The organism is Paenibacillus sp. FSL H8-0457, from assembly GCF_038051935.1.
In the GTDB taxonomy this organism is placed as follows: Bacteria; Bacillota; Bacilli; order Paenibacillales; family Paenibacillaceae; genus Paenibacillus_AQ; species Paenibacillus_AQ lautus_A.
On sequence record NZ_CP150293.1, the window covers coordinates 3,142,146 to 3,162,997 of the forward strand.

At 49.9% G+C, this 20,852-nt stretch carries 15 protein-coding genes; 13 read left to right on the forward strand and 2 right to left on the reverse strand.

Going from position 1 to position 20,852, the window contains the following annotated elements; all coding sequences use genetic code 11:
* Positions 1-108 precede the first annotated feature (108 nt).
* The 8 genes from MHI43_RS14055 (at position 109) to MHI43_RS14090 (ending at position 13,322) form a co-directional block, all read left to right on the forward strand.
* A complete protein-coding gene (locus tag MHI43_RS14055; protein ID WP_036663348.1) occupies positions 109-1,917 on the forward strand; it encodes a sensor histidine kinase in 1,809 nt (602 codons plus the stop codon).
* On the forward strand, positions 1,914-3,560 hold the full coding sequence (locus MHI43_RS14060; protein ID WP_036663346.1) for a response regulator: 1,647 nt from the start codon (positions 1,914-1,916) through the stop codon (positions 3,558-3,560). The genes MHI43_RS14055 and MHI43_RS14060 overlap by 4 nt, the downstream gene beginning before the upstream one ends.
* A 185-nt stretch (positions 3,561-3,745) precedes the next feature.
* The gene (locus MHI43_RS14065) at positions 3,746-5,116 is read left to right on the forward strand and encodes a sugar ABC transporter substrate-binding protein (RefSeq protein WP_036663343.1); all 1,371 of its coding nucleotides are present in this window, start codon (positions 3,746-3,748) and stop codon (positions 5,114-5,116) included.
* Positions 5,117-5,189: 73 nt separating this feature from the next.
* On the forward strand, positions 5,190-6,092 hold the full coding sequence (locus tag MHI43_RS14070; RefSeq protein ID WP_036663341.1) for a sugar ABC transporter permease: 903 nt from the start codon (positions 5,190-5,192) through the stop codon (positions 6,090-6,092).
* A 13-nt stretch (positions 6,093-6,105) separates the two neighbouring features.
* Positions 6,106-6,933: a carbohydrate ABC transporter permease gene (locus MHI43_RS14075; protein ID WP_036663339.1), complete on the forward strand. Its 828-nt coding sequence runs from the start codon at positions 6,106-6,108 to the stop codon at positions 6,931-6,933.
* Positions 6,934-6,965: 32 nt separating this feature from the next.
* On the forward strand, positions 6,966-7,967 hold the full coding sequence (locus tag MHI43_RS14080) for a glycoside hydrolase family 130 protein (RefSeq protein WP_036663336.1): 1,002 nt from the start codon (positions 6,966-6,968) through the stop codon (positions 7,965-7,967).
* 19 nt (positions 7,968-7,986) lie between these two features.
* Entirely contained in the window at positions 7,987-11,061 is a 3,075-nt protein-coding gene (locus tag MHI43_RS14085; protein WP_036663333.1) for a glycosyl hydrolase, read from the forward strand.
* Positions 11,062-11,204: 143 nt separating this feature from the next.
* Positions 11,205-13,322 carry a discoidin domain-containing protein gene (locus tag MHI43_RS14090; protein ID WP_036663331.1) on the forward strand — a complete coding sequence of 706 codons (2,118 nt, stop codon included), beginning with the start codon at positions 11,205-11,207 and terminating at the stop codon, positions 13,320-13,322.
* Positions 13,323-13,419: 97 nt separating this feature from the next.
* Here MHI43_RS14090 and MHI43_RS14095 read toward each other — a convergent pair whose 3' ends face one another.
* A complete protein-coding gene (locus MHI43_RS14095) occupies positions 13,420-14,070 on the reverse strand; it encodes a hypothetical protein (RefSeq protein WP_015734998.1) in 651 nt (216 codons plus the stop codon).
* 194 nt (positions 14,071-14,264) lie between these two features.
* Between MHI43_RS14095 and MHI43_RS14100 the strand changes: the two genes are divergently transcribed.
* Both MHI43_RS14100 and MHI43_RS14105 read left to right on the forward strand, forming a co-directional pair.
* On the forward strand, positions 14,265-14,756 hold the full coding sequence (locus MHI43_RS14100; protein ID WP_036663327.1) for a hypothetical protein: 492 nt from the start codon (positions 14,265-14,267) through the stop codon (positions 14,754-14,756).
* Positions 14,757-14,763: 7 nt separating this feature from the next.
* Positions 14,764-15,519, forward strand: coding sequence for a hypothetical protein (locus tag MHI43_RS14105; protein WP_036663325.1), 756 nt, complete (start codon positions 14,764-14,766; stop codon positions 15,517-15,519).
* Between the two features lie 31 nt (positions 15,520-15,550).
* Here the strand turns inward: MHI43_RS14105 and MHI43_RS14110 are convergent, their stop codons facing one another.
* Complete coding sequence (locus tag MHI43_RS14110) at positions 15,551-16,432, reverse strand: AraC family transcriptional regulator (RefSeq protein WP_036663322.1); 882 nt, start codon at positions 16,430-16,432, stop codon at positions 15,551-15,553.
* A gap of 124 nt (positions 16,433-16,556) precedes the next feature.
* Here MHI43_RS14110 and MHI43_RS14115 point away from each other — a divergent pair, with 124 nt between their 5' ends.
* The 3 genes from MHI43_RS14115 (at position 16,557) to MHI43_RS14125 (ending at position 20,622) form a co-directional block, all read left to right on the forward strand.
* Entirely contained in the window at positions 16,557-17,339 is a 783-nt protein-coding gene (locus tag MHI43_RS14115; RefSeq protein ID WP_015735002.1) for a phytanoyl-CoA dioxygenase family protein, read from the forward strand.
* A 191-nt stretch (positions 17,340-17,530) separates the two neighbouring features.
* On the forward strand, positions 17,531-19,279 hold the full coding sequence (locus MHI43_RS14120) for a histidine kinase (protein WP_036663319.1): 1,749 nt from the start codon (positions 17,531-17,533) through the stop codon (positions 19,277-19,279).
* Positions 19,279-20,622, forward strand: coding sequence for a response regulator (locus tag MHI43_RS14125; protein WP_036663316.1), 1,344 nt, complete (start codon positions 19,279-19,281; stop codon positions 20,620-20,622). Before MHI43_RS14120 ends, MHI43_RS14125 begins: the two co-directional genes overlap by 1 nt.
* The last annotated feature ends 230 nt before the right edge of the window (positions 20,623-20,852 follow it).

The window sequence follows — 20,852 nt, forward strand, 5'->3', positions numbered from 1 at the left end:
ATATGGAATCTCCTATTGCGAAAATGATATTTTATTGTAAAATGACCGCAACAGATTAGTTACGACATGGCAGGACTTCTTGTCATTTCAGGAGAGGTTGATCGAGTATTGATTAAACGACAAAGACACGAGCATTTTACCGGAAAGTTCAGCAAGTGGGTTTACGGGATCACGTTTAAACAAAGAGTTCGCTTATCCTTCATCATTATGATAACGCTTGCAATTGGAGCGGTAGGCATGACAACCTATTGGATCGCCTCCAAAGAGCTTCAGAAGAACGCTTTCGAATCCAGACAAGAGACCGTGAACAAAACGACTCAGATTCTGGACGACAAATTGGCCGGGATCTCCAATTCGGTTCGTTCCCTAATGTTCAGCTACGCCTTTAAGGAAATGATGCTGGATGTGCAGAGCAACGACATCTCGAATTATTACGTGCATTTGTCCGAGCTTCAGTATGTGTTTTCACAGGTTACCTTTAACGAGCCACTGATCGAAAGCATACTCATTGCTACCCCGATCGGGGATTTTTATCCAGTATCGCAGCGTCGTTCCCAGACCCAGTCCTTTTATGAATCCAGCATGTATTACGACGTGAAGGAGAATTATGGAGGGATCTGGGTTAAGGGGCACACCGACAAATTTTTTACCGGGAACAGCCGAACGCTTTCCTTTGTTACCAAGGGAACGCAGGAGAACGTTTCCAACACCAACGTATTCATCGTGGTGAACGTGAACGAGAGCGGGTTGATCGGCATGGTCAACCAGCATTCTTCGAATGATGACAGCGATTATTTTGTCATTGATTCGAAAGGCGAGGAAGTCATTCGGACCGCCTGGTCGTCCAGCCATAATCTCATGAAAGATAAACCATTCCTGTACAAAGTATCGGAAGGTAACCAAGGTTCTTTTTTTCATCATTTTGACGAAACCGATTACCTGGTGAATTACACCCGATCCGCCGTGGTCAAAGACTGGAGCCTGTTCGGCATTCAGCAGAAGGATAAGCTGCTGGAGCAAATGAACGGAGTCAAGCGAACCACCTTTTATATCATGCTGTTCTTTCTGCTTCTTACCTGGCTGCTGTCCACCAAATTGACGGCAATCCTGCTCAACCCGTTATATAAACTGCAGCGGCTCATGCGGGAGGTTGAGGACAACCGATTGAACGTCCGTTTTGCCAGCCGGTCTACCGACGAAGTTGCGCAGGTGGGTTATCAATTTAACCGCATGCTGGACGAAATCAATCGGCTCATCGATGATGTAAGGCTGAGTGAATCCGGGAAACGTAAGGCGGAGATGCGGGCTTTAACCGCGCAGATGGAGCCGCATTTTTTATACAACACCCTGAATACGATCTACTGCAAATCGGTGCTTGGCGAGAACGATGAGGTCAATGAGATGATTTTGTCCTTGTCCCAGATGTTCCAGTTAGGGCTGAGCGGAGGCAAGGACTGGAACACGCTGGAGGATGAGCTTCTGCATGTGGAGCAGTATTGTCTCCTGCAGCAAAAATGTTATGAGGGGCTGTTTGAGTTTGAAGTTACCGTGACCGACGATTCGTTGTTAACTTGCCTGATGCCCAAAATTCTATTGCAGCCGATCGTGGAAAACAGTATTCAGCACGGGTTTAGGGACATCGGCTCAGGAGGTCAAATCCACTTGCACGTTTGCAGGCAGGGCCAGCTGTTATATCTGATCATTGAGGATAACGGAATCGGCATGGATGCGGATAACGTCATGAAGGGGATGCTGGAGCCGCGGGTCTCCAAGAAGGGTTATGCCTTGAATAATATCGTGAACCGGCTTAGTCTCTTTTATGGTGAAGATGCCGGAATCAAGCTGACCAGTCTTCCCGGCAAAGGATCAAGAACGGAAATATGGATGCCGATTAGAGAAGGGGACGTTGAATCATGACGAATGGATTACCCGTGATTAAGTTATGCATCATTGATGATATTCGAAGCGTGGTCGACATGATCGCACGGAAGCCGCCTTGGAAGGATCATCATATCGAAGTCGTTGGCACGGCACTGGATGGCGAGGAAGGCATCCGCCTCGTGAAAGAGACGAAACCCGATATTGTCCTAACGGACATCCGGATGCCGAAGAAGGATGGGTTGGCCATGACGCAGGAAATTCTCGAAAGTTCTCCTTACACGAAGATTGTCATTCTCAGCGCATACACCGATTTCTCGTTCACGAGACAGGCCATCCGCTTGGGAGCCTTTGATTTTGTGAAGAAACCGTTCTCGATTGACGAAATCATCCAGGTCGTTTTGAAGGCAAAGGCTGCGTACCTGGAAGAATTGCAGGAGCAAAGCAAGGTCTTGGAACTCAAGCAGAACATGATCAAAAGCTTGCCGGTCCTGCAGCAGGAATACTTGTCATTGCTGATCCATCACCGTATGAATCCGGAAGCGGCATATCAGCAATGGCAAGCACTTGGCATCAAGCTTGAGCCACGGCGATTCAATCTCTTTATCGTGGAAGTGGACCGTTTCATGGACAAATATAAGGAGCAGCCAGCACGTGAAGTGGAGCTAATCAGGTTCAGTTTGCGCAATATTTTGGAGGAAACGATTGGAGGGGTTACCCATGGCGTCGTCTTCAGCGAGGCATTGAATCGCTTGATCTGCCTGATCAATTGCGAGGATATGGGGATGGCGGAGCAAATATCGGAGGCTTGCCGGCAAAACATTTTTCAATTTACGCATTCGACTATTTCCATCGGGATCGGCATGTGCGTTCATTCAATCGATGAGCTGCCCGATTCCTATCAGCAGGCTTTGAATGCGCTGGATTATCATTTTTATACAGACGGCAATGGTGTAAGCAGTTATTCCGGCACTTCTGCCGAAGAAAAGACCCTTTTGAATTATACGGCTTCGACGGAACAAGAGTTTCTGTTTGCCTTACGATCCGGGCACAGGGAAAAATGCCAGCTGATTCTGGAGCAGATATTTAATGACTTGCTGCAGCGTGACCCGCTGCCCAAGCCGCAGCATGTTGAAAACTTATGTTATGAGCTGTCATCCAAGATCTGCAGAGTCATGTCGGAGCTGTTCCCTCACGAGCGGGTGAAGAGGCTTGAAGGACAATGGAACACGGTGAAGAGTTCCGGCCATGGTTCATTCCAGATCATGCGGGATACGGTAAAAGGGATATGCCTTGAAGCTTGCTCTTGGGTCGAGCAGGAGCGCTCGGACGAATCAACCAAATTAATCTATCAGGCAAAGGATTATATATGTGCGCATCTACATACGAACTTATCGTTGGATACATGTGCGAAGCAGTTTAATATCAGCCCCGGTTATTTTTCGAATCTGTTCAAAAAAGTGCTGAATATCTCCTTCCAACAATTCGTGATCCATCAGCGAATGGAAAAAGCCAAAGAAATGCTGATCGATGATTATCAGGTACAGGAGATCGCACAGAAGCTTGGATACGAGCATCGCCGTTATTTTAGCGAAATCTTCAAGAAGCATACTAACATGACCCCGTCCGAGTTCAAGCTGTATAGTACGGGGAAGCTCAGCACTCCTATGGATTTGGATTGAGGATCATCCTATAGAATACAGCCTTGTTTCCCGTAATTCTGGATGCAAGGCTTGTTTTGTGAAGAACGGATTCATGGGGAAACCTGCCCTCGATGTGTGGTTACCCGCATTATGCGAGTGAGAGGGGCCCTTTATAATGAGAGAGAAAGAAAGAGGTTCCGTAGATAAAAAGGGAGGTAACACGGATGAAAATAAGCAAGAGATTCTTCATGTCCGCGATATGCCTGATGCTTTCTGGAAGTCTGGCAGCTTGCGGCAGCTCGACGTCCACAGATCAAGGGGCGGAAGCCGGATCCAATGACAAGACAAAAATCACCTATTGGACCGGAGATCGCCATGATTCCGAGTTTGTCAAAGAGACCATCGATACATTCAACAAGACGAACAAGGATAACATCGAGGTGGAACTGGTCATCAAGGGAGACGACTTCGATCAAGCACTGGACATGTCCTTTCAGACTTCAGAGCCACCGGATGTCATTCGCGTGAAAGAGAACACCATCCAGACCTTCTATAAAAAAGGGTTTCTTGCACCGATCGACGAGTTTCTGACGGATGAAATGAAGGAAAAGTTTCCATTGATGGAGGATCTGAACAGCTTTGAGGGAAAACGCTACAGTCTGCCGAACTACGGCACGACCATGCGACTGATTTACAATAAAGAGCTTTTTGCCAAAGCTGGCATTGAGCAGCCGCCAACCACTTTGGATGAGCTGGTCGAAACCGCCAAGAAAATAACGGAGGCAGGAAAGGCAAGCGGAGCCTATGGATTCGCCCAGAATTTCAAAAATCCTTCCAGTGCGTTAGGGCGTTCTGCGCGCGTCATCGCAGAGGTAAGCGGTTTCGGAGGCTTTGGCTATGATTTTAAGACGGCCCGATATGACTTTAGCGGCTTTAAGCCGATCATGGAGGCGTTCAAACAAATCAAGGACGACGGAAGCATGCTGCCGGGTGTCGAATCGCTTGATATCGATCCATTGCGTGCTCAATTCGCTGAGGGAAAAATCGGCATGTACTTATCTTTTTCTGCTGAGGCGGGAGTCTACCAATCCCAATTCCCGGCCAAAATCGAATGGGCTGCGGCACCCGTTCCTTCCATAGACGGTCAATTCAATGGCGCTTCCGGTTTCCTTGGCGGTCAGTGGCTGGCCATTAGCTCGGAGTCGGAGCACAAGGAAGCCGCATGGAAGTTCCTAACGTACATGTACGATGAGTCGATCCTCCAACAGTACCAAGAGAAGGGATTCGGCATATCGATGGTTCCTTCGGTTAGCGCTGTTGCCGCGAAGCCTGAAGTGAAAGGGATCGACGGGTTCCTGCCTAATCAATACGACGGTGTTTGGCCGGTCTATCCGACCGTGCCGGTACAAGGCATGAAGTCGGACGACGCCTTCTTCAAATACATCCTCAGCGGAGGCGATCTGGATTCCATCATCGACGATTTGAATACCCGCTATAATGCCGCCTTGGATGCTGCCATTGCGAGCGGGGAAGTGAAGGCGGAGCCGATGGCAGATTTTAATCCGCTGGATCTTGCCGGACAATACGCTAAATAGATAGTGTCACAGGGGATGGGGCATGCCCCATCCTTTCTTAAATTCTAAAGAGACCGCAAGGAGTTGAGAGGATATGAATAAAGCGAAGAGTGTTGCTTTTTCATACAGCTTTCTGTTGCCGAGCTTTATTCTGACCATGGTTCTTGGCATTTACCCGATCATGTGGGCGATGAGGTATATGTTTTACGATTATAAAGGATTTGGCGCCGAACGATTCGTAGGATTGGTCAATTTCGAACGTGTCATGAAGGATCATCAGTTTTGGGAATCCGTAGCCAACACGTTCATATACGCCGGAGGCAAACTCCTGCTCTCGATACCGCTTGCCCTGATCTTGGCCGTTATTCTGAACTGGAGGATCAAAGGCAGAAATTTGCTCAGAGCGATTTTCTTTATGCCGACGATCATAAGCACCGCCGTAATGGCGGTCGTATTTTTTACGATCTTTAATTCCTATAATGGCATTCTCAATCAGTTTCTGCTGAAATATCAAATCATCGGAAATGCCATCGATTGGCTGGGCGTGGATTATGCCATGCTGACCGTCATTCTCGTGGCCGTATGGGGGGCGATTGGCAATTACATGCTACTCTTTCTGGCGGGGCTCCAAAACATTCCCGAGGATGTTTATGAGAGCTCTGCATTGGACGGGGCAAGCAAATTTCAGCAATTCCGATACATTACCATCCCTATGCTTGGACCCGTGATGCAAATGATCATCATGTTGGCCATTATCAATGCCCTAAAAGGTTATGAGAGCATCATGGTCATGACCGATGGCGGTCCGATCGGAAAAACCAATGTCATGTTCCTATACGTATATAAATTGTTCTTCCCTCCGGCAGGCTCCACGGCATCCACGCAAATCCAGGAGTTCGGCTATGGCAGCGCGGTAGCTTTTGTTACGGCCGTGATTGTCGGCGTCATTACGATACTGTACTTCTATGGCTCGAAACGCATGAGTCATAACGAATAAGGGGGAAACGTTCATGAGAATCGCATGGAATACTATACTGTGGGCGTTTCTGTTAATCGTCGCATTTCTGACGCTATTTCCCGTCGTGATCACCTTGCTCGGTTCTTTTAAAACCAATGCCGAGCTTACGGCTGGGGCCACGTTTCTGCCGGCCGATTGGCAGTTTTCCAACTATATCGAGGCTTGGGAACAGGCGAATTTCTCAACGTACACGCTGAACAGCCTGTTCGTTGCCGGAGCCGCGACCATCGGAACGTTATTGGTGGCTTCCATGGCGGCGTACGTCGTGAATCGAATGAACTTTATCGGTAAAAAGCTATACGTCGGTCTCCAGGCATTTACGATGTTTGTCGCCATCGGCGCCGTGGTGCTGCGTCCTCAATTCGACCTCATGATTCGCCTTCATCTTCATAACTCGCTGTGGGGCGTAATCCTGATATTAATCAGCGCCCATGCTTCAGCATTCTTCATCCTGCTCAGCTTTATGAACGGGATCCCCAGAGAGTTGGATGAAGCCGCGCGCATCGACGGTTGCTCGCCGGGCAGAACGTTCTGGCGAATCATCATTCCCTTGCTGACGCCCGGGCTTGGCGTGTGTGCTCTGTTTGCTTTTCGCGGGGCATGGAATGAGTATCTGCTCCCGTTTGTGTTTACGCTCAGCAAACCGGAGCTGCAGACGTTGACCGTGGGCCTTGCCAATCTGAAGTACGGTGTTGCTGCCGCTTCCCAGACTCACTTCATGATGGCCGGAGCTTGCCTTTCCATAACCCCGATTCTTATCGCTTATATTTTTGCCAACAAATCTTTTATGCAAATGACCGCCGGCTCTTTAAAGGGTTAGCGGCAACTTACCATAACAGGAGGCTTTTTGCCATGAACTCACTTCATATCGGAAATCTCATCTCAAGTTCCGTGATTCGGCGTCATCCGGATAACCCGATTCTGGATGCGTCCCGCGTTCCATATCCGACAGCGCTTGTATTTAATGCCGGTGTGACCAAATTCAACGGGAAATACGTGATGGTGTTTCGTAACGACTACGGAAGTGTAGAACGCCGGACGCTCGAGCCCCATCATACCACCGACCTTGGCGTCGCCTTTAGCGATGACGGAGTTCATTGGGAGGTGCAGCCAAAGCCGTGCTTTAAGCTGCATAACCAAGAGATCATTCGGGCGTATGACCCTCGGCTCACCGTTATCGATGGTCGATGTTACATGTGTTTTGCCGTGGACACGCAGCATGGCATTCGCGGAGGCGTAGCGGTTACTGACGATTTTGTGAGCTTTGAAATATTGAGTCTATCAACGCCGGATCTGCGCAACATGGTGCTGTTTCCCGAGAAGATTGGCGGCAACTATGTACGGCTGGAGCGGCCATTCACGGTGTACAGCCGAGGGGGAGTCGATCGGTTTGATATGTGGATATCGGAATCGCCGGACCTGAAGTACTGGGGGAATTCCGGTTTGCTGCTCGCTGTCGAAGGCGTCGCGTTTGCCAATGACAAGATTGGTCCCGCGGCTCCTCCAATAAAGACGAAGTTTGGCTGGCTTACGTCTTTTCATGCGGTGGATCTTGATCCTGCAAGAGGCAAGAACGGGTGGGAACCCTCCTGGAAAAAACGTTATACCGCCGGCTTGATGATGCTGGATTTGGATAACCCCAAAAAAATCATCGGTATGTATAAGGAGCCCTTGCTGGCGCCAGAGGTTAGTTACGAGACCGAAGGAGGCTTTCGGAACAACGTGATCTTCCCTGGCGGCATGATACTTGAAGAGGATGGCGAGGTTAAAATTTATTACGGTGCAGCGGACGCGGTGGAATGTTTGGCTACGGCACATATTGATGAATTGATCCAATTATGTCTCAACGATTAGAGCGAGGTGGGATAAGAAAATGACGATATGGAACCTTCTGCAGCATCCTCCAACCCGTTATCGAACGGTGCCGTTTTGGTCCTGGAACGACGATCTGAATAAGAACGAACTCTTACGGCAGATCGAAGAAATGCACGGGGCTGGCATCGGCGGTTTTTTCATACATGCCCGCGGGGGACTTACGGTACCGTACATGGGTGAGGAATGGATGGAGGCCATCCAGGCCTGCATCGAAAAAAGCCAGGAGCTCGGGCTTGAGGTATGGCTGTATGACGAAAACGGCTGGCCCAGCGGTTTCGCCGACGGTAAGGTGCCTGCGCTTGGCCCTGCTTATCAGCAGAAGCGGCTGGCTTATGAATGGGCTCCGTTTACGGACGGAGAAAACGTGACGTTAGCCTATTATGTTCAGAGCGGTGAAGAGCTGCTGTTACTCACTCCGGATGATCCTTGCAGTCCTGACTTTCGTGTATATTACGAGGTCAATCCGTACTATATCGACACGCTAAGCAAACAGGCCGTGAAGGCGTTCATTACGACCATCTATGAAGCTTACTGGGCACATTTCGGCAATGAATACGGCACTGTGCTCAAAGGAATATTCACGGATGAACCGCAGTTTGGACGGGGGGATTTTCCGTGGTCGCTGGAGCTGGAAGAAGACTTTGAAACCCGGTTTGGATATTCCTTGCTGGAAGCACTTCCGTCACTGTTTCTGGAGACGAAGAATTGTCGCAGGACAAGATACGATTATTGGGCGTGTGTTACCACGATGTTCACGGAAGCCTACGCCAAGCAGATCGGAGCGTGGTGCGGGGAGCGGGGGTGGTCTTCCGCCGGACATGTCGTGGACGAGCAGACGCTTATGAGCCAAGCGACTTCAGTAGGCGATCCGCTGCTCTTCTATGAGTACCTTCAAATTCCCGGTTGCGACTGGCTCGGCCGATCCGTTAGCGAAGAGCCGCTTGTTCCCAAACAAGTCAGCTCCGTTGTGCGTCAACTCGGCAAAAAACAAGCCATCACCGAGAGCTATGGCTGCACCGGATGGAATATCAGCTTTCAGGATCTAAAGCGGATTGGGGAGTGGCAATTCGTTCACGGCATGAATCTCATGTGTCAGCACTTGCAGGCCTATTCCTTAAGAGGGCTGCGCAAAAGGGACTATCCGCCATCCTTGTTCTATCAGCAGCCTTGGTGGGAGCACTATCACCGGTTTAACGATTATTTTGCCCGTTTGTCCATGCTGCTTATGGAGGGAGAGCGACAGGCCGAGGTACTCCTGATGCATCCTATTCGGACTGCTTGGGTGGAGCAAGCGGGCTCGGACTCATGCAGGATAGAGCCTTACCATCAAGCGTTTGCCCAGTTGTCCCGTTGGATGTGTCAATCGTTCATCGAGCATGATTACGGCAGCGAGGGAATCATGGAACGTCATGGTAAGGTAGCAGGCGGACGATTCATTGTAGGAGAGGTCGGTTATCGGGTCGTTGTCATCCCTCCTTGTGTTACCTTAAATAAGGTAACCGTGAAATTGCTGCATCAGTTTATCCTTCAAGGAGGAACATTGATCGCTTTCGAACCTTACCCTTACTTGATCAATGGGGAACGTTGCGAAGACATCATGCGTGTCGTAGACGCTGCAATGAAACCTGATATGAGTCGATTATCTTTGGTGAAGATGCTTACGGATACGGTTTCACCTCCCATTTCTGTAACTGACGGAATCGGGAATCCCATTATCTCGGACATGGTAAACGTTCAGACACTTGAGCTGGACGGCTCTTATCTTTATTACCTGGTGAATTCCGGAGAAGAGCGCTATCCGGATACGGTGGTGACTATTCATCGAAAGGGTTCGCCTTTTCTTATTCATTTGGAGAGCGGCGCGATCGAGCCGCTGAACCATAAAGCAATGCCCGACGGCATTCGGTTGAACTTGACGCTGCATCCAGCTCAATCCTATATGATTCGGGTCGTCCCGGATCATGAGGAGCTAAACGATTCTGTTACGGTAACAGAACAGCATGCCGAAGGGCAGATTCTACCATTGGGTGAGCGGTGGAGAATCGATTATCTCGATAAGAACAGTTTAACGCTGGATACGTGCAGGTATCGGGTGGAACAAGGCGAGTGGTCAAAACCACGGCCCCTTATTTTTATCCAGGAAGAGCTGCTGAAGATCGGAGCACCGGTGCAAATCGAATTGGAATTCGAGGTTGCCGTTGCATTTGATCCCTTGATGAAACGGGAATTGTATCTTGTCTTAGAGAATCCGGAGAAAACGAAAATCCAGGTGAACGGAAACGAAGTAGCATCCCATAGTTGTGGCTGGTGGAGAGACGTTGCTTTCAAAAAATTAGATATTACAGGCTGCCTTCAGCACGGGCGAAATACCATCAGGCTTGCGCTCAATTTTTGGAACTCGCCCGAAACGTATACGGCTATAAAGCGTGCCAATCAATTTGAATCTGAGGCGAATAAGCTTACGTTTGATTCGGAGCTCGAGAGCGTGTATATCATAGGAGATTTTGCGGTAACCTCGGAATCGCCGTTTGTTGATGGAGGGGATGGTGTCCTTTTTTCGGACGGCCCGTTCATTCTTTCCGAACGTCCGCACGAATGTTCGCTGGCAGAAGATTTGGTCAGTCAGGGCTTGCCGTTCTTCGCAGGAAGCCTCCGCCTGGCGCAGACGGTTTCCATCTGTCTGGATAACCGTGCTAAATGGCTGTGGCGGTTTGACGCTAGGCCGAATGCAATTGTCACGCGATTAACCATAAACGGACAAGAAATCCACACTTTCTTATGGGAGCCGTACGAAGTTGATATCTCTGAATATCTCATTTCAGGAGAGAACCTGATTGAACTAGAGTTAATCGGAAGCTGCAGAAACTTGCTAGGTCCGCACCATCATGTGAAAGGGGAACCCCTTAAGGTCGGCCCGGACAGCTTTAAGAATAAACCCGGATGGACGGATAAGGACCTTGATCAGGACAGCCCGATCTATCAAAACCGCTATGCTTTCGTTCGTTACGGTTTGTCACATGTTCCAAGCTTGGTTCCCCAGAATATGAAACCGGAGAGGGTACGTCCCGAATGAATTAGCATATAGGATCTGCCCTTTTTGTGGAATTACCCTCATTAATCGTCCTATCCATGAAGTCTATAATGAAGAGGCGCTATATGGAAGCAGACAGGTATGAAAGGGTTTTTGAAAAACGAACGAAAAGGAGGCAATATGTAATGTCATTCGTCAAAACATGGTTTCGTGCGGCACTTGGATTTACGCTTGCTGCTGCCTTGCTGGCACCATCCGTGAATCTACAAGCGGAAGCATCGGAGGGAGGGGCTGCATTTACTCCAGCTACAATCGTAGCCTACGAGCCATCGGAAAGGTATGAAAGCTCCGTCAATTATACGCTCAAAGCGAACGGAGTACCCGTCCCGGTGGTGAAGGGGTTCAGCGATTATGACTATGCGCATTTTTCCATGTCCGACGGTCCTGTCACTTACGAGTTAACGATCCTGAATACGGACAAGGTACACGAATACTCCATAAGTCCCAAGAAGCTGGGCATCCAAGCCGATAAGATTGAAGGACGAACCATCACTTTCACGACCCAATCGGACGAGTATTTGATTGTGATGATGAATAACCGCAAGACGCGTATGGTCATCGCGGCGGATCCGCTCGAAACGGATGCACCCGCCTCAACCGGCGAGGGCATTTTCAATATTACATCCGCTCCTTATCATGTTGTATCCTCAGGTTCTTCAGCGGCCGAAGTTTCGGTAAGAACCGGGGCCATTCAGCAGGCGATTGACGATGCCAGTCATTACGGTACCGCTCGAGGAGACGGTGCGCAGGGTATTGTCTACATTCCGGCGGGAACCTATGAAATCGGCAATTTGGTATTAAAAAGTAATACGGCCCTCTACATGGAGCCGGGAGCCACCTTGGTCGGTACAGGACGAACCAGCGATTACACCGAGCACTGGTTTAAGGATTCCATGGGACGACCGGCTACCTGGTGGATCTCAACCGCATTTCAATCCGAGAATATCCGGATCTATGGACGGGGCACGATCGATGGCAACGGGCAAGCGCTGCACGACGACAAAGGAACCAATGGCAAGGGAATGATCAATAACCTCGTTGTTCCGATAGCTACCTCCCATTTTGTCATGGAAGGGATCGTGATTAGAGAATCATCGGGCTGGGCGGTGGTCACGGTACGTTCTAACGATCTTGCCTTCAGAAATCTGAAGCTGTTCAACAGTTTGGGGATGGGGGAAAATGACGGGATCGATATTTGCGAATCCCAAGACGTCGTCGTACAAAATGCGATCGTCATTTCGCTGGATGACCCGTTCTCCACGAAAGCCTGGAAAGAGGATACCGATATCGCCTCGGGCAAAGTGCCATGGCCGGGCAATCCGGAGCCCGTTCGCAATGTGTTATTCGAGGATACGATCGCTTGGACCTTATGCTACGGTTATAAGATCGGTCAAGGCGTCATGCAGGATCAATCCAATATCGTATTCCGAAACGGAGTCGTTTATAAAGCGGCTGTGGGATTCGCCATTCATCATAAATACGGCACCGGTGCGGTGAGTGACGTAACATTCGAATCGATGGACGTCGAAGATATCAGCGGCAAGAACGAGGACAATAGCGCATGGATGACCATGTTCACGGTAAATGGAAGCAATAACGGCGTGGGACCCGTCAGAGACGTTAAAGTGACGGATATTACGGTGCGCGACGCAGGTGAAAGTTTTGCCAAGATCAAGGGTATGGAAGGTGCCGAGATTACGGATCTGATGTTCGAGAATGTTTATATGCCAGGATCAAGCTTGCCGGCAACTACACTGCACGAGATGAACTTCTTGAGCAAAGAGCATTACGGCGATGTCACGATCAGACCCGTTCAGAATGAGGAACCTCTGCCAAAAACCAATTTGGCGCTGCACCGTCCAGCCATGGCTTCGTCCAATGACGGATTGGAGGATACCGCGCCGTACGTTAACGACGGAAGTTTAACTACGCGCTTCGGTTCGAAGCGGGGCGTGGACCCCGGCTGGATCTATGTGGATCTCGGAGAGACGCGAACGATAAACGAAGTCAGGCTCTATTGGGAGGCCGCTTATGGGAAGAGCTACCGGATTCAGGTAGCCGACGATCCAAGCGATGAGGCGAATTGGAGAGATGTATACAGCACCACGACAGGCAAGGGCGGTCTTGAGACGATAACTTTTGACGAAGCGGACGCGCGGTATGTACGGATGTACGGAACAGTCCGGGCTACAATATACGGATACTCCATTTGGGAATTTGAGGTATATGGGCCTGAAGAGTGAAGACTAGGGGGACGGTGGGCAGTTGATTAATAAGCAAAGGACACATTCTCTTAATGAGGTGTGTCCTTTGCTTATGTTGGCAGGCAGCCCTCTTCGTTTATCGAAGCGATAAATATTCCAGCAGGGCATCCATTTGCTCGCTTCCCAAAAGATCCGACAGTGGCGGCATCACATGGGCGAGAAAATCAGGCTTCGTCTCATAAGTTTCTTCGTCGCTGGTTTCACCTTGAAAAAGCAGAGCGCCTTCAATGAGGATGGACAGCGCGTGAAAGCAATCCGCAAGCGAATTCGCGATCAGTTTAGGCTCGCCACCTTCGAAAGCGGCATATACGGGTGAACCACTGGCTTGGACATCTACAATCAGCGGATCATCGTTCACATTGGCAATGACAACGTGATGAGCTGGCCAATTGCTCGATTCTATGGTTTCCCCCCTATCGCTAATCCAGCGATAGCCCATTTGCTGCCGGACCAGATGCTCGGGAGAAACAAAGTAAATGACAGCCGATTCGCCGATCTCAACCGCCGCGTTTTTCATTTTATGGGTTCCTTCGGCCATAGCGTCAATCATCTCATAATGGCTATATAGATAGGTCAGCTCAGGGGACAGCGTGATACGGTCATCCACGGGCGGCAGCCGGACCTCGGACCGCTGCCGTATTTCATGATCGGTGAAGAGCCCGAAACCCCGATTATACAAGTCCTGTTGTTCTATGAATCTAGTTAAAGCCGCTTCCAGTTTCAGCATTCATTTCATCCCTTCCAGCATGTTAACCGAATTATAACACGCCGAGTCATCGCGGTTAAGCGCGAGAAATTCTATCTCTGATTGGATATATGGTAGAATATCCCGTATGTAGAGAATCTATTAAACGAACGGAAGATGGTATCACGAATACGAATAGGACGTTGATTCTGCAGCAAGCAAGGAGGCGGCAAGGGATGAAATATGAATTCAATATAACGGCTTCGATCTCCGAGCTTGTGTGGTATCCGGATGAGCTGTCTGACGAGTATAGGGTACACCCTAACTTTAAAGCCGTGATGGATCGGCTTGGCATAGCGGTTCCCGTAAAGGAGATCTATGAGCGGTATTTCGATAGTCCGGTGAACACCGGCCATGTTCTGGTATTCCAGGAGACGGAGGGCCCGACTTCCTGCATCATGCTGGACACGTATCGCGATCCGTTGGATCAGCTGGATATGATCCAGATGGGTTGGCGAAGCCAAGGCGAAGATCACGAGCTTCGCCGGCTTTCCCGCAAATTCTATGATGAATGTGAATTCGCGGTCCGTTATCAGGAAGGTCAGTCGGTATTGTCCGAGAAGCTTCGCGAAGATCGATATCCACGGACCTTCCGGTATCATACGGTATTCGAACAGAGAATGAAGCGATACGTCAATTACGCAAATTCCCCTAATTTGAAGGAGTGAGCAAATTATGAATATATCGAAATCCCATATTCGTCCTTTTCCGGCTTACGAGGATGTATTCGATGGCGACGTGGAGCGGTACCGGAAGCATTTTCTTCCGATTCTTTCCTTGAATCTGCAGTGCCTGTTTCCTGGCGAGGATCAGTGGCTGCACTTTGTGTCCGTCAAAGAAATATACGACGGCAGCGTCGGCGAAGAAACCGTGTCCGAACACCGGCCGTATACCAAGGAGGATATGCTTGGTTTTGATGTAGTGAATGGAAAATACCGATTCGAAGCGGATTGGAACTACTTTTTGCTTGAGCAGGAACCGGAGCATGAGACGCTGGCAGAAGCATATGCCGACAATGAGCGGGACTTTATGGCCCGCAAGCGGTTCTATGAAGAGAAGGGGCATATCTTCCCTTACTCGTCTTTTGGTCGTGCTGCCGAATCGGCGGACGCGCTGATTCATGAATACAAGGAAAAGCAGGAGAAGGGCTGGGGATTAAGCTTCCCGGAGATCCATGGACTGCTGGATGATATTGGCTTTATGTCGGAAGAGGCACAACAGGATTTGCAGGAAGAGGGGGAATCTCTTGAGGACTGGCTGCGCTTCGAGCAGACCAATCTGATGCATGTGCCGCGTACGCCGGAAGGAGAGACTTTTACCTATGTTGGCCGATTGACGGGTTATTACTTTCAGGCGTACGGAGCAGACGCGCTGTACTTGTTCTATTCGAGGGAGCTGGGCAAGGCCGTCGTTTGCTTGGAATATACTTGAGATGCGACAATGACGAATATCCAGGTTAGGATCAATGATCCGCCCCTAAGAACCATTTGGCACGATAAGCCGCAGGAGAGATGCCTTTGAATTGGGTGAACAGCCTTGTGAAGTAATGAACGGAAGAGAATCCGGTTCGTTCCGCAATCAGCTTGATGGGATCATGGGTTTGCTGCAGCAGAAGCTCAGCTGCCCGGATCCGTTCGGTGCGAACCATGGACGAAAAGGATTCATGGATGCTGCCCGCAAGCAAGCGGGACAACTGCCGCTCCGACACGTTGAGGTATGTCGCCACTTCCGGCAAGGATAACGGTCCGCTCAGATTATCTCGAATGTACAGTTTTGCCCTTTGGACAAGCTGCACCGTGGTTGAGTAGCTCGGAGCCGCATCGAGGTTGCGGGCAGCCCCGAACAGGGCAGGGAAGGATTCGAGCAGCGCATGCGCAAGTTTGGGCAGAAGCGAAGCAGGCAGCGAGTCTTCGGCTTCCGAACGCACCAGCATGGATTTCCATAATTGGATGGCCGGCGATTCGCTGGCAAACTCGGTCCAAACGTTACATCGCCGAAGCGCCTCCAAGTATGCCGCCGTTACATCCGAGGCTGAAGGTTTCTCCCTGGCATCATATGCAACGAACAACAGATTCAGATCGTGAACGTCCTTGATCTGATGGAGCTGACCTGGACGTGTACAGAAAGCGACCCCAGGATACAAGGGGTATGTCTTGTCGCCTTCGAGATACACGCCGGTTCCGCCGTTTACATAACAAATTTCAACGAAAGAATGCCGATGCAAGGAATTGGCCGTCAAATGACGAACGGTTCCCCAGTAATGGACAAGGAACGAGAGGCTCTCGCCTTCTAACCGTCCTGCATAACGATTAAGCCGTTCCTCGCTTTTGCTCCAATGGTACAAGGCAGTACAGCTCCCTTCTGGCGTAATTTTGCAAAACGTCGTCTTCCCCGTGCAAATACGATCCCGCTTGCCCTCACTATAATTAAACTAGATATTCCATAAAATATCGAGAGGGTGCATGGCGATGATTGACGAGAAGGATGTGCAATTTTACAAAGAAAATGGGTATCTGCTGGTCCGAGGCGTTTATAATCAACAGGAAGTCGAGGATATGCGAACGGCCGTTGAGGGGATCATCCAAAGGGCGGCACGCGCCAAATCGGATCAAAACCATGCCTGGCAGGGCGATTTCCTGCCGCCTGAACAGCTTAAGAAGCTGGTTCTGAAAGGATTTCACGACGTGCAATATCATGATGCCGCTTTCATGCGTGCCGCGATCCATCCTCGAATGACCGAAGTGCTGAACGGGATCATCGGACCGAACGTGCAGCTGCATCACTCCAAAATGCTGGTTAAGCCCCCTTCTAACGGGGCCGCATTCCCCATGCATCAGGATTATCCGTATTTCCCTCATCGGGACCACACCATGCTTGCTGCCAGCGTTCATCTCGACGACGCCGATATGGAGAACGGCTGCCTCTGCGTCGTTCCCGGCTCTCATAAACAGGGCGTATTGCCGCATGTCGGCGCTTACTATTTGAACCATAAAGAGCATCCTTTATCTTCGGGGACTCCATGTCCGGCCAAGGCAGGCGATGTATTGTTCTTCAATTACTTGACCATCCATGGGTCGGACGTGAACCGGAGCGAGCGTACGCGCCGAAACATCCTGTTCCAATATCGCGATGCTTCGGATGTGCCGACCGCGGATGTTCACTTCGATTGGGGCATGGGCTTAATGGTCAGCGGAACCAACCCGGATTTTAACAATGTGAAGCCGAAGTATGAAATCATCAGTGCGAAATGACCACATAACAGCACCGATACCTATGCTGAATGATAAACCAGCTTAAAAGCCCCTTACGGGGCTTTTTTTATGCCTGGAACTCATGACTGTCATGTTTGCACCTAATATGTAAAAATAATTCGTTGTAATGTCAGCCGGCCCCCCTATACTAGATGATAATGGATGGAGAGATAACGGATTGGGGGAAAAGCATGAAACTTCAGGCTGCGGGCAAAGCATCGAAATGGTTTGTTTATCAAAAAATCGTCATCGTATTTATCGTATTGTTACTTCCTCTCATCTCGATGAATATTTGGTTGAATTATAAGGGGATGTCCGTCACCAAGGAGTCTATCTTGAACTCCGCGGCCGCGGGGGCCTCCTTCTATTCCAAGCAGCTCGATAAAGAAATGTATTTTATCCGGAATCTGCAGCTGCAGCTGTTAAATGACAAGGATCTGCAGAAGCTTAGTTTTCGAGGCAGCATGCTTGAGGATTACGAAGAGGTGGAGCTCATCGACCAGGTAAGGGATCGGCTGGCAACCTTGATGGTTTCCAGCGAATATGTTGTGAGTGCCGGCGTGTACGTGAAGGATGTCGGGAAAACGATCTCGACCACGACGGGAGTGACCAATACCCCGAACAAGGAAATGGAACGGATATCGTCCATGATGGCGGTCATGCCCAAGCCTTCATTCTATAGGAGCGGCGACCGGATCTTTCTGATCGAAACCGAAAACAACGGGGCTGTATGGTCATACATCGAGATTTCCCGGCCCAAGCTCCTCGGGGCTTTAAGCGAAATCGCCAAGCTGTATCCGGAATCCGAAGTCCTTCTGGGGAGCAGGGAAGGCAGCACCATCTTGACGACGGCGCCTGCGGCCGATGAGTCAACAGAGATCTTGAATCATGTCCTGGACAAGCCGGATACGGATCGAAATGCGCCGGAGACGGGGGAATTGGGAGGCGTAGACTATTTTATCATTCAGAATGAAGTCGGCTCGCTGGATCTGTCCTTGGTCATGTATGTGAATCAGAATGAAATCACCCGCCCCATAAGCCAATTCATTACCTGGTTCTATACGCTGTTTATCCTTGCCGTGATTGTGATGGTGCTCTATTCGTTCTCGGTCAATCTGATGATCCACAGGCCTTTGTCCAAGCTCGTTAAAGCCTTTCATATGATCGAAACCGATAATTTGAATATCCTGATCGAGTCCAGAACCAAGGATGAGTTTCATTACGTGTTTAACGGTTTCAACAGGATGGCCTTGAAGCTTAAACAGTCGATCGAAGAAAACTATGAGCAAAAAATAGCACTGCAGCACTCGCAGCTGAAGCAGCTGCAATCCCAGATTAACCCGCATTTTTTATATAACAGCTTTTTTAATGTGTATATGATGTGCAAGGTCGGAGATTCGGATAGTGCGGCGGAGCTCTCGCAAAAGCTCGGCAGCTATTATCAGTACATCACGAGAAGCGGCTCCGACGAAGTGCCTTTTTATACGGAATACAGGCATGCTCTGGATTACTGCGACATACAGGGCATTCGCTTCTCGAACCGGATTTCATATGAGCATAGGGAATTTGCGGACATTCCCCAAGGTATCACCGTACCGAGACTTATTGTTCAGCCTATCGTGGAGAATGCGTTTGAGCATGCATTCGAGGATGGCATGGAGGAAGGCATGCTGTACATCAGCGCTGATTATCGGGAGGGCAGACTGCGTATCACGGTGGAGGACAACGGGAATTTGCTTACGAATGAGATGCTGCAGCGTCTGCGCGGCAAGCTTGCCATGGATTCGAAGCATGTGGAGCAGACCGGATTGGTCAACGTGAACAACCGGCTTCAGCTCAAGTATGGGCCCGGCAGCGGATTAACCGTCTCGCGCAGCGTCCATGGCGGTTTGAAGGTGGATTTGATCATTATGATTCATGAATCAGAGGAGGCATCGTGATGTACAGACTGTTGATCGTGGACGACGAGCCCGTCATCGTGAACGGCTTGGTTCAGCTTTTTCAGGAGCAAACGCAATTCGACCTGGATGTATGGAAAGCCTATTCCGCCAAGGAAGCGGTGGAGATCGCCATGAGAGTGAAGCTGGACATCCTGGTCAGCGATATACGAATGCCCCATAAGAACGGGCTTCAGCTGATTGACGAAATTACGTATTATTGGCCGCACTGCCGAATCATTTTTCTGACCGGTTACAGCGAGTTTGAATATGTGCACGAAGCCCTGCGCAAGAACGTGGATAACTACATCCTGAAAACCGAAGGAATCGATCCGATCTTTCAAGCCGTCCAAGAGGCTTCCTCCAGGCTGGATGAAGAGAACCGACGCAGAATCCAGGCAGAAAAGGCTAAGATGCATTTTCAAATGGCCGAGCCTCTGCTCAAGCGCGAACTCATACAAAAGGCATTGAAGGGGGAAGACCTGGGTTCCCTGTTGTCGCAGCCCCGTTATGAAGAGGTGGGGTTCGGTATCGACGCAGATCGGCCGGCATTCCTTCTCGTTGGAAGGATCGGAATGGCCCCGGAGGCCAAGGCGAAGAATGCGGTGCAAGCCGTTCAGATGATGTTCATCAACGACCTGCCCAGCTCGTTTGCCTGCGAGCATGCCGTACTGGATGAAGACTTGCTGGTATGGCTGCTGCAGCCGGGCGAGGAGCTTCTGGACCGTTATCGGAGGTTTGAGCCGGAAGATGTGCTTCATTGGCAGGGCATGATGTCGTATATGAGGGGCATCCTGGAGCAGGTGCAAAATGAGTGCGAAGAGCTGCTTGGCGTTCAGGTTTCTTTCGGGATATCGGGCAATCTTCTGCATCAATGGAACACGGCGGGAGAGCAGCTTCATGCTTTGCGGACCATGCTGCTCAGCAGGGCGGCGCTGGGACAAGAGATGGTCGTTGCCGATATCGAAAAGGCCAAGGAACACGAAGCGATGATACATGGAAACAGCCAGCTGAGGCAGGATGACATGAAATTCGATGTGATCGACCGGATTCACAGGTACATACTGGAGCATATATCCGGGGACGTCTCGTTGACCGCCATAGCGGAGGAAGTGCATTTTAACCCATCCTATCTTTCGCGCTACTACAAGCAGCTGACAGGTCAGAATCTGCTGGAGTATATTCAGGCGAAAAAGCTGGAGGGGGCGCTTCATCTGATGCAGCATACGAACATGAAATTACAAGAGATTGCCGTGCGGCTCGGGTTCGAATCCCCGTCGTATTTCACGACGTTTTTTAAGAAAAAGATGGGCGTAACCCCGCAGGAATACCGAAATACCCAATAATAGGTAGTTCAAAAAGTCTGCTTTTGATAAGAAAACCTCTATCGAGGCCACTTCAAGGATGAGCGACCGCGATGCGTAGGTAGGTTTTCTTGCGATATAGAATTTCATCAGTTCCACTGATAACTCATAAATTCTATATCTAACACGAAGCGAATCAGGAAGCAGCTCGGCATCGAATCTTGAATTCAGCCGGGATTTCCGGTGCTCACGTACCCAAAACGTACGCTCCG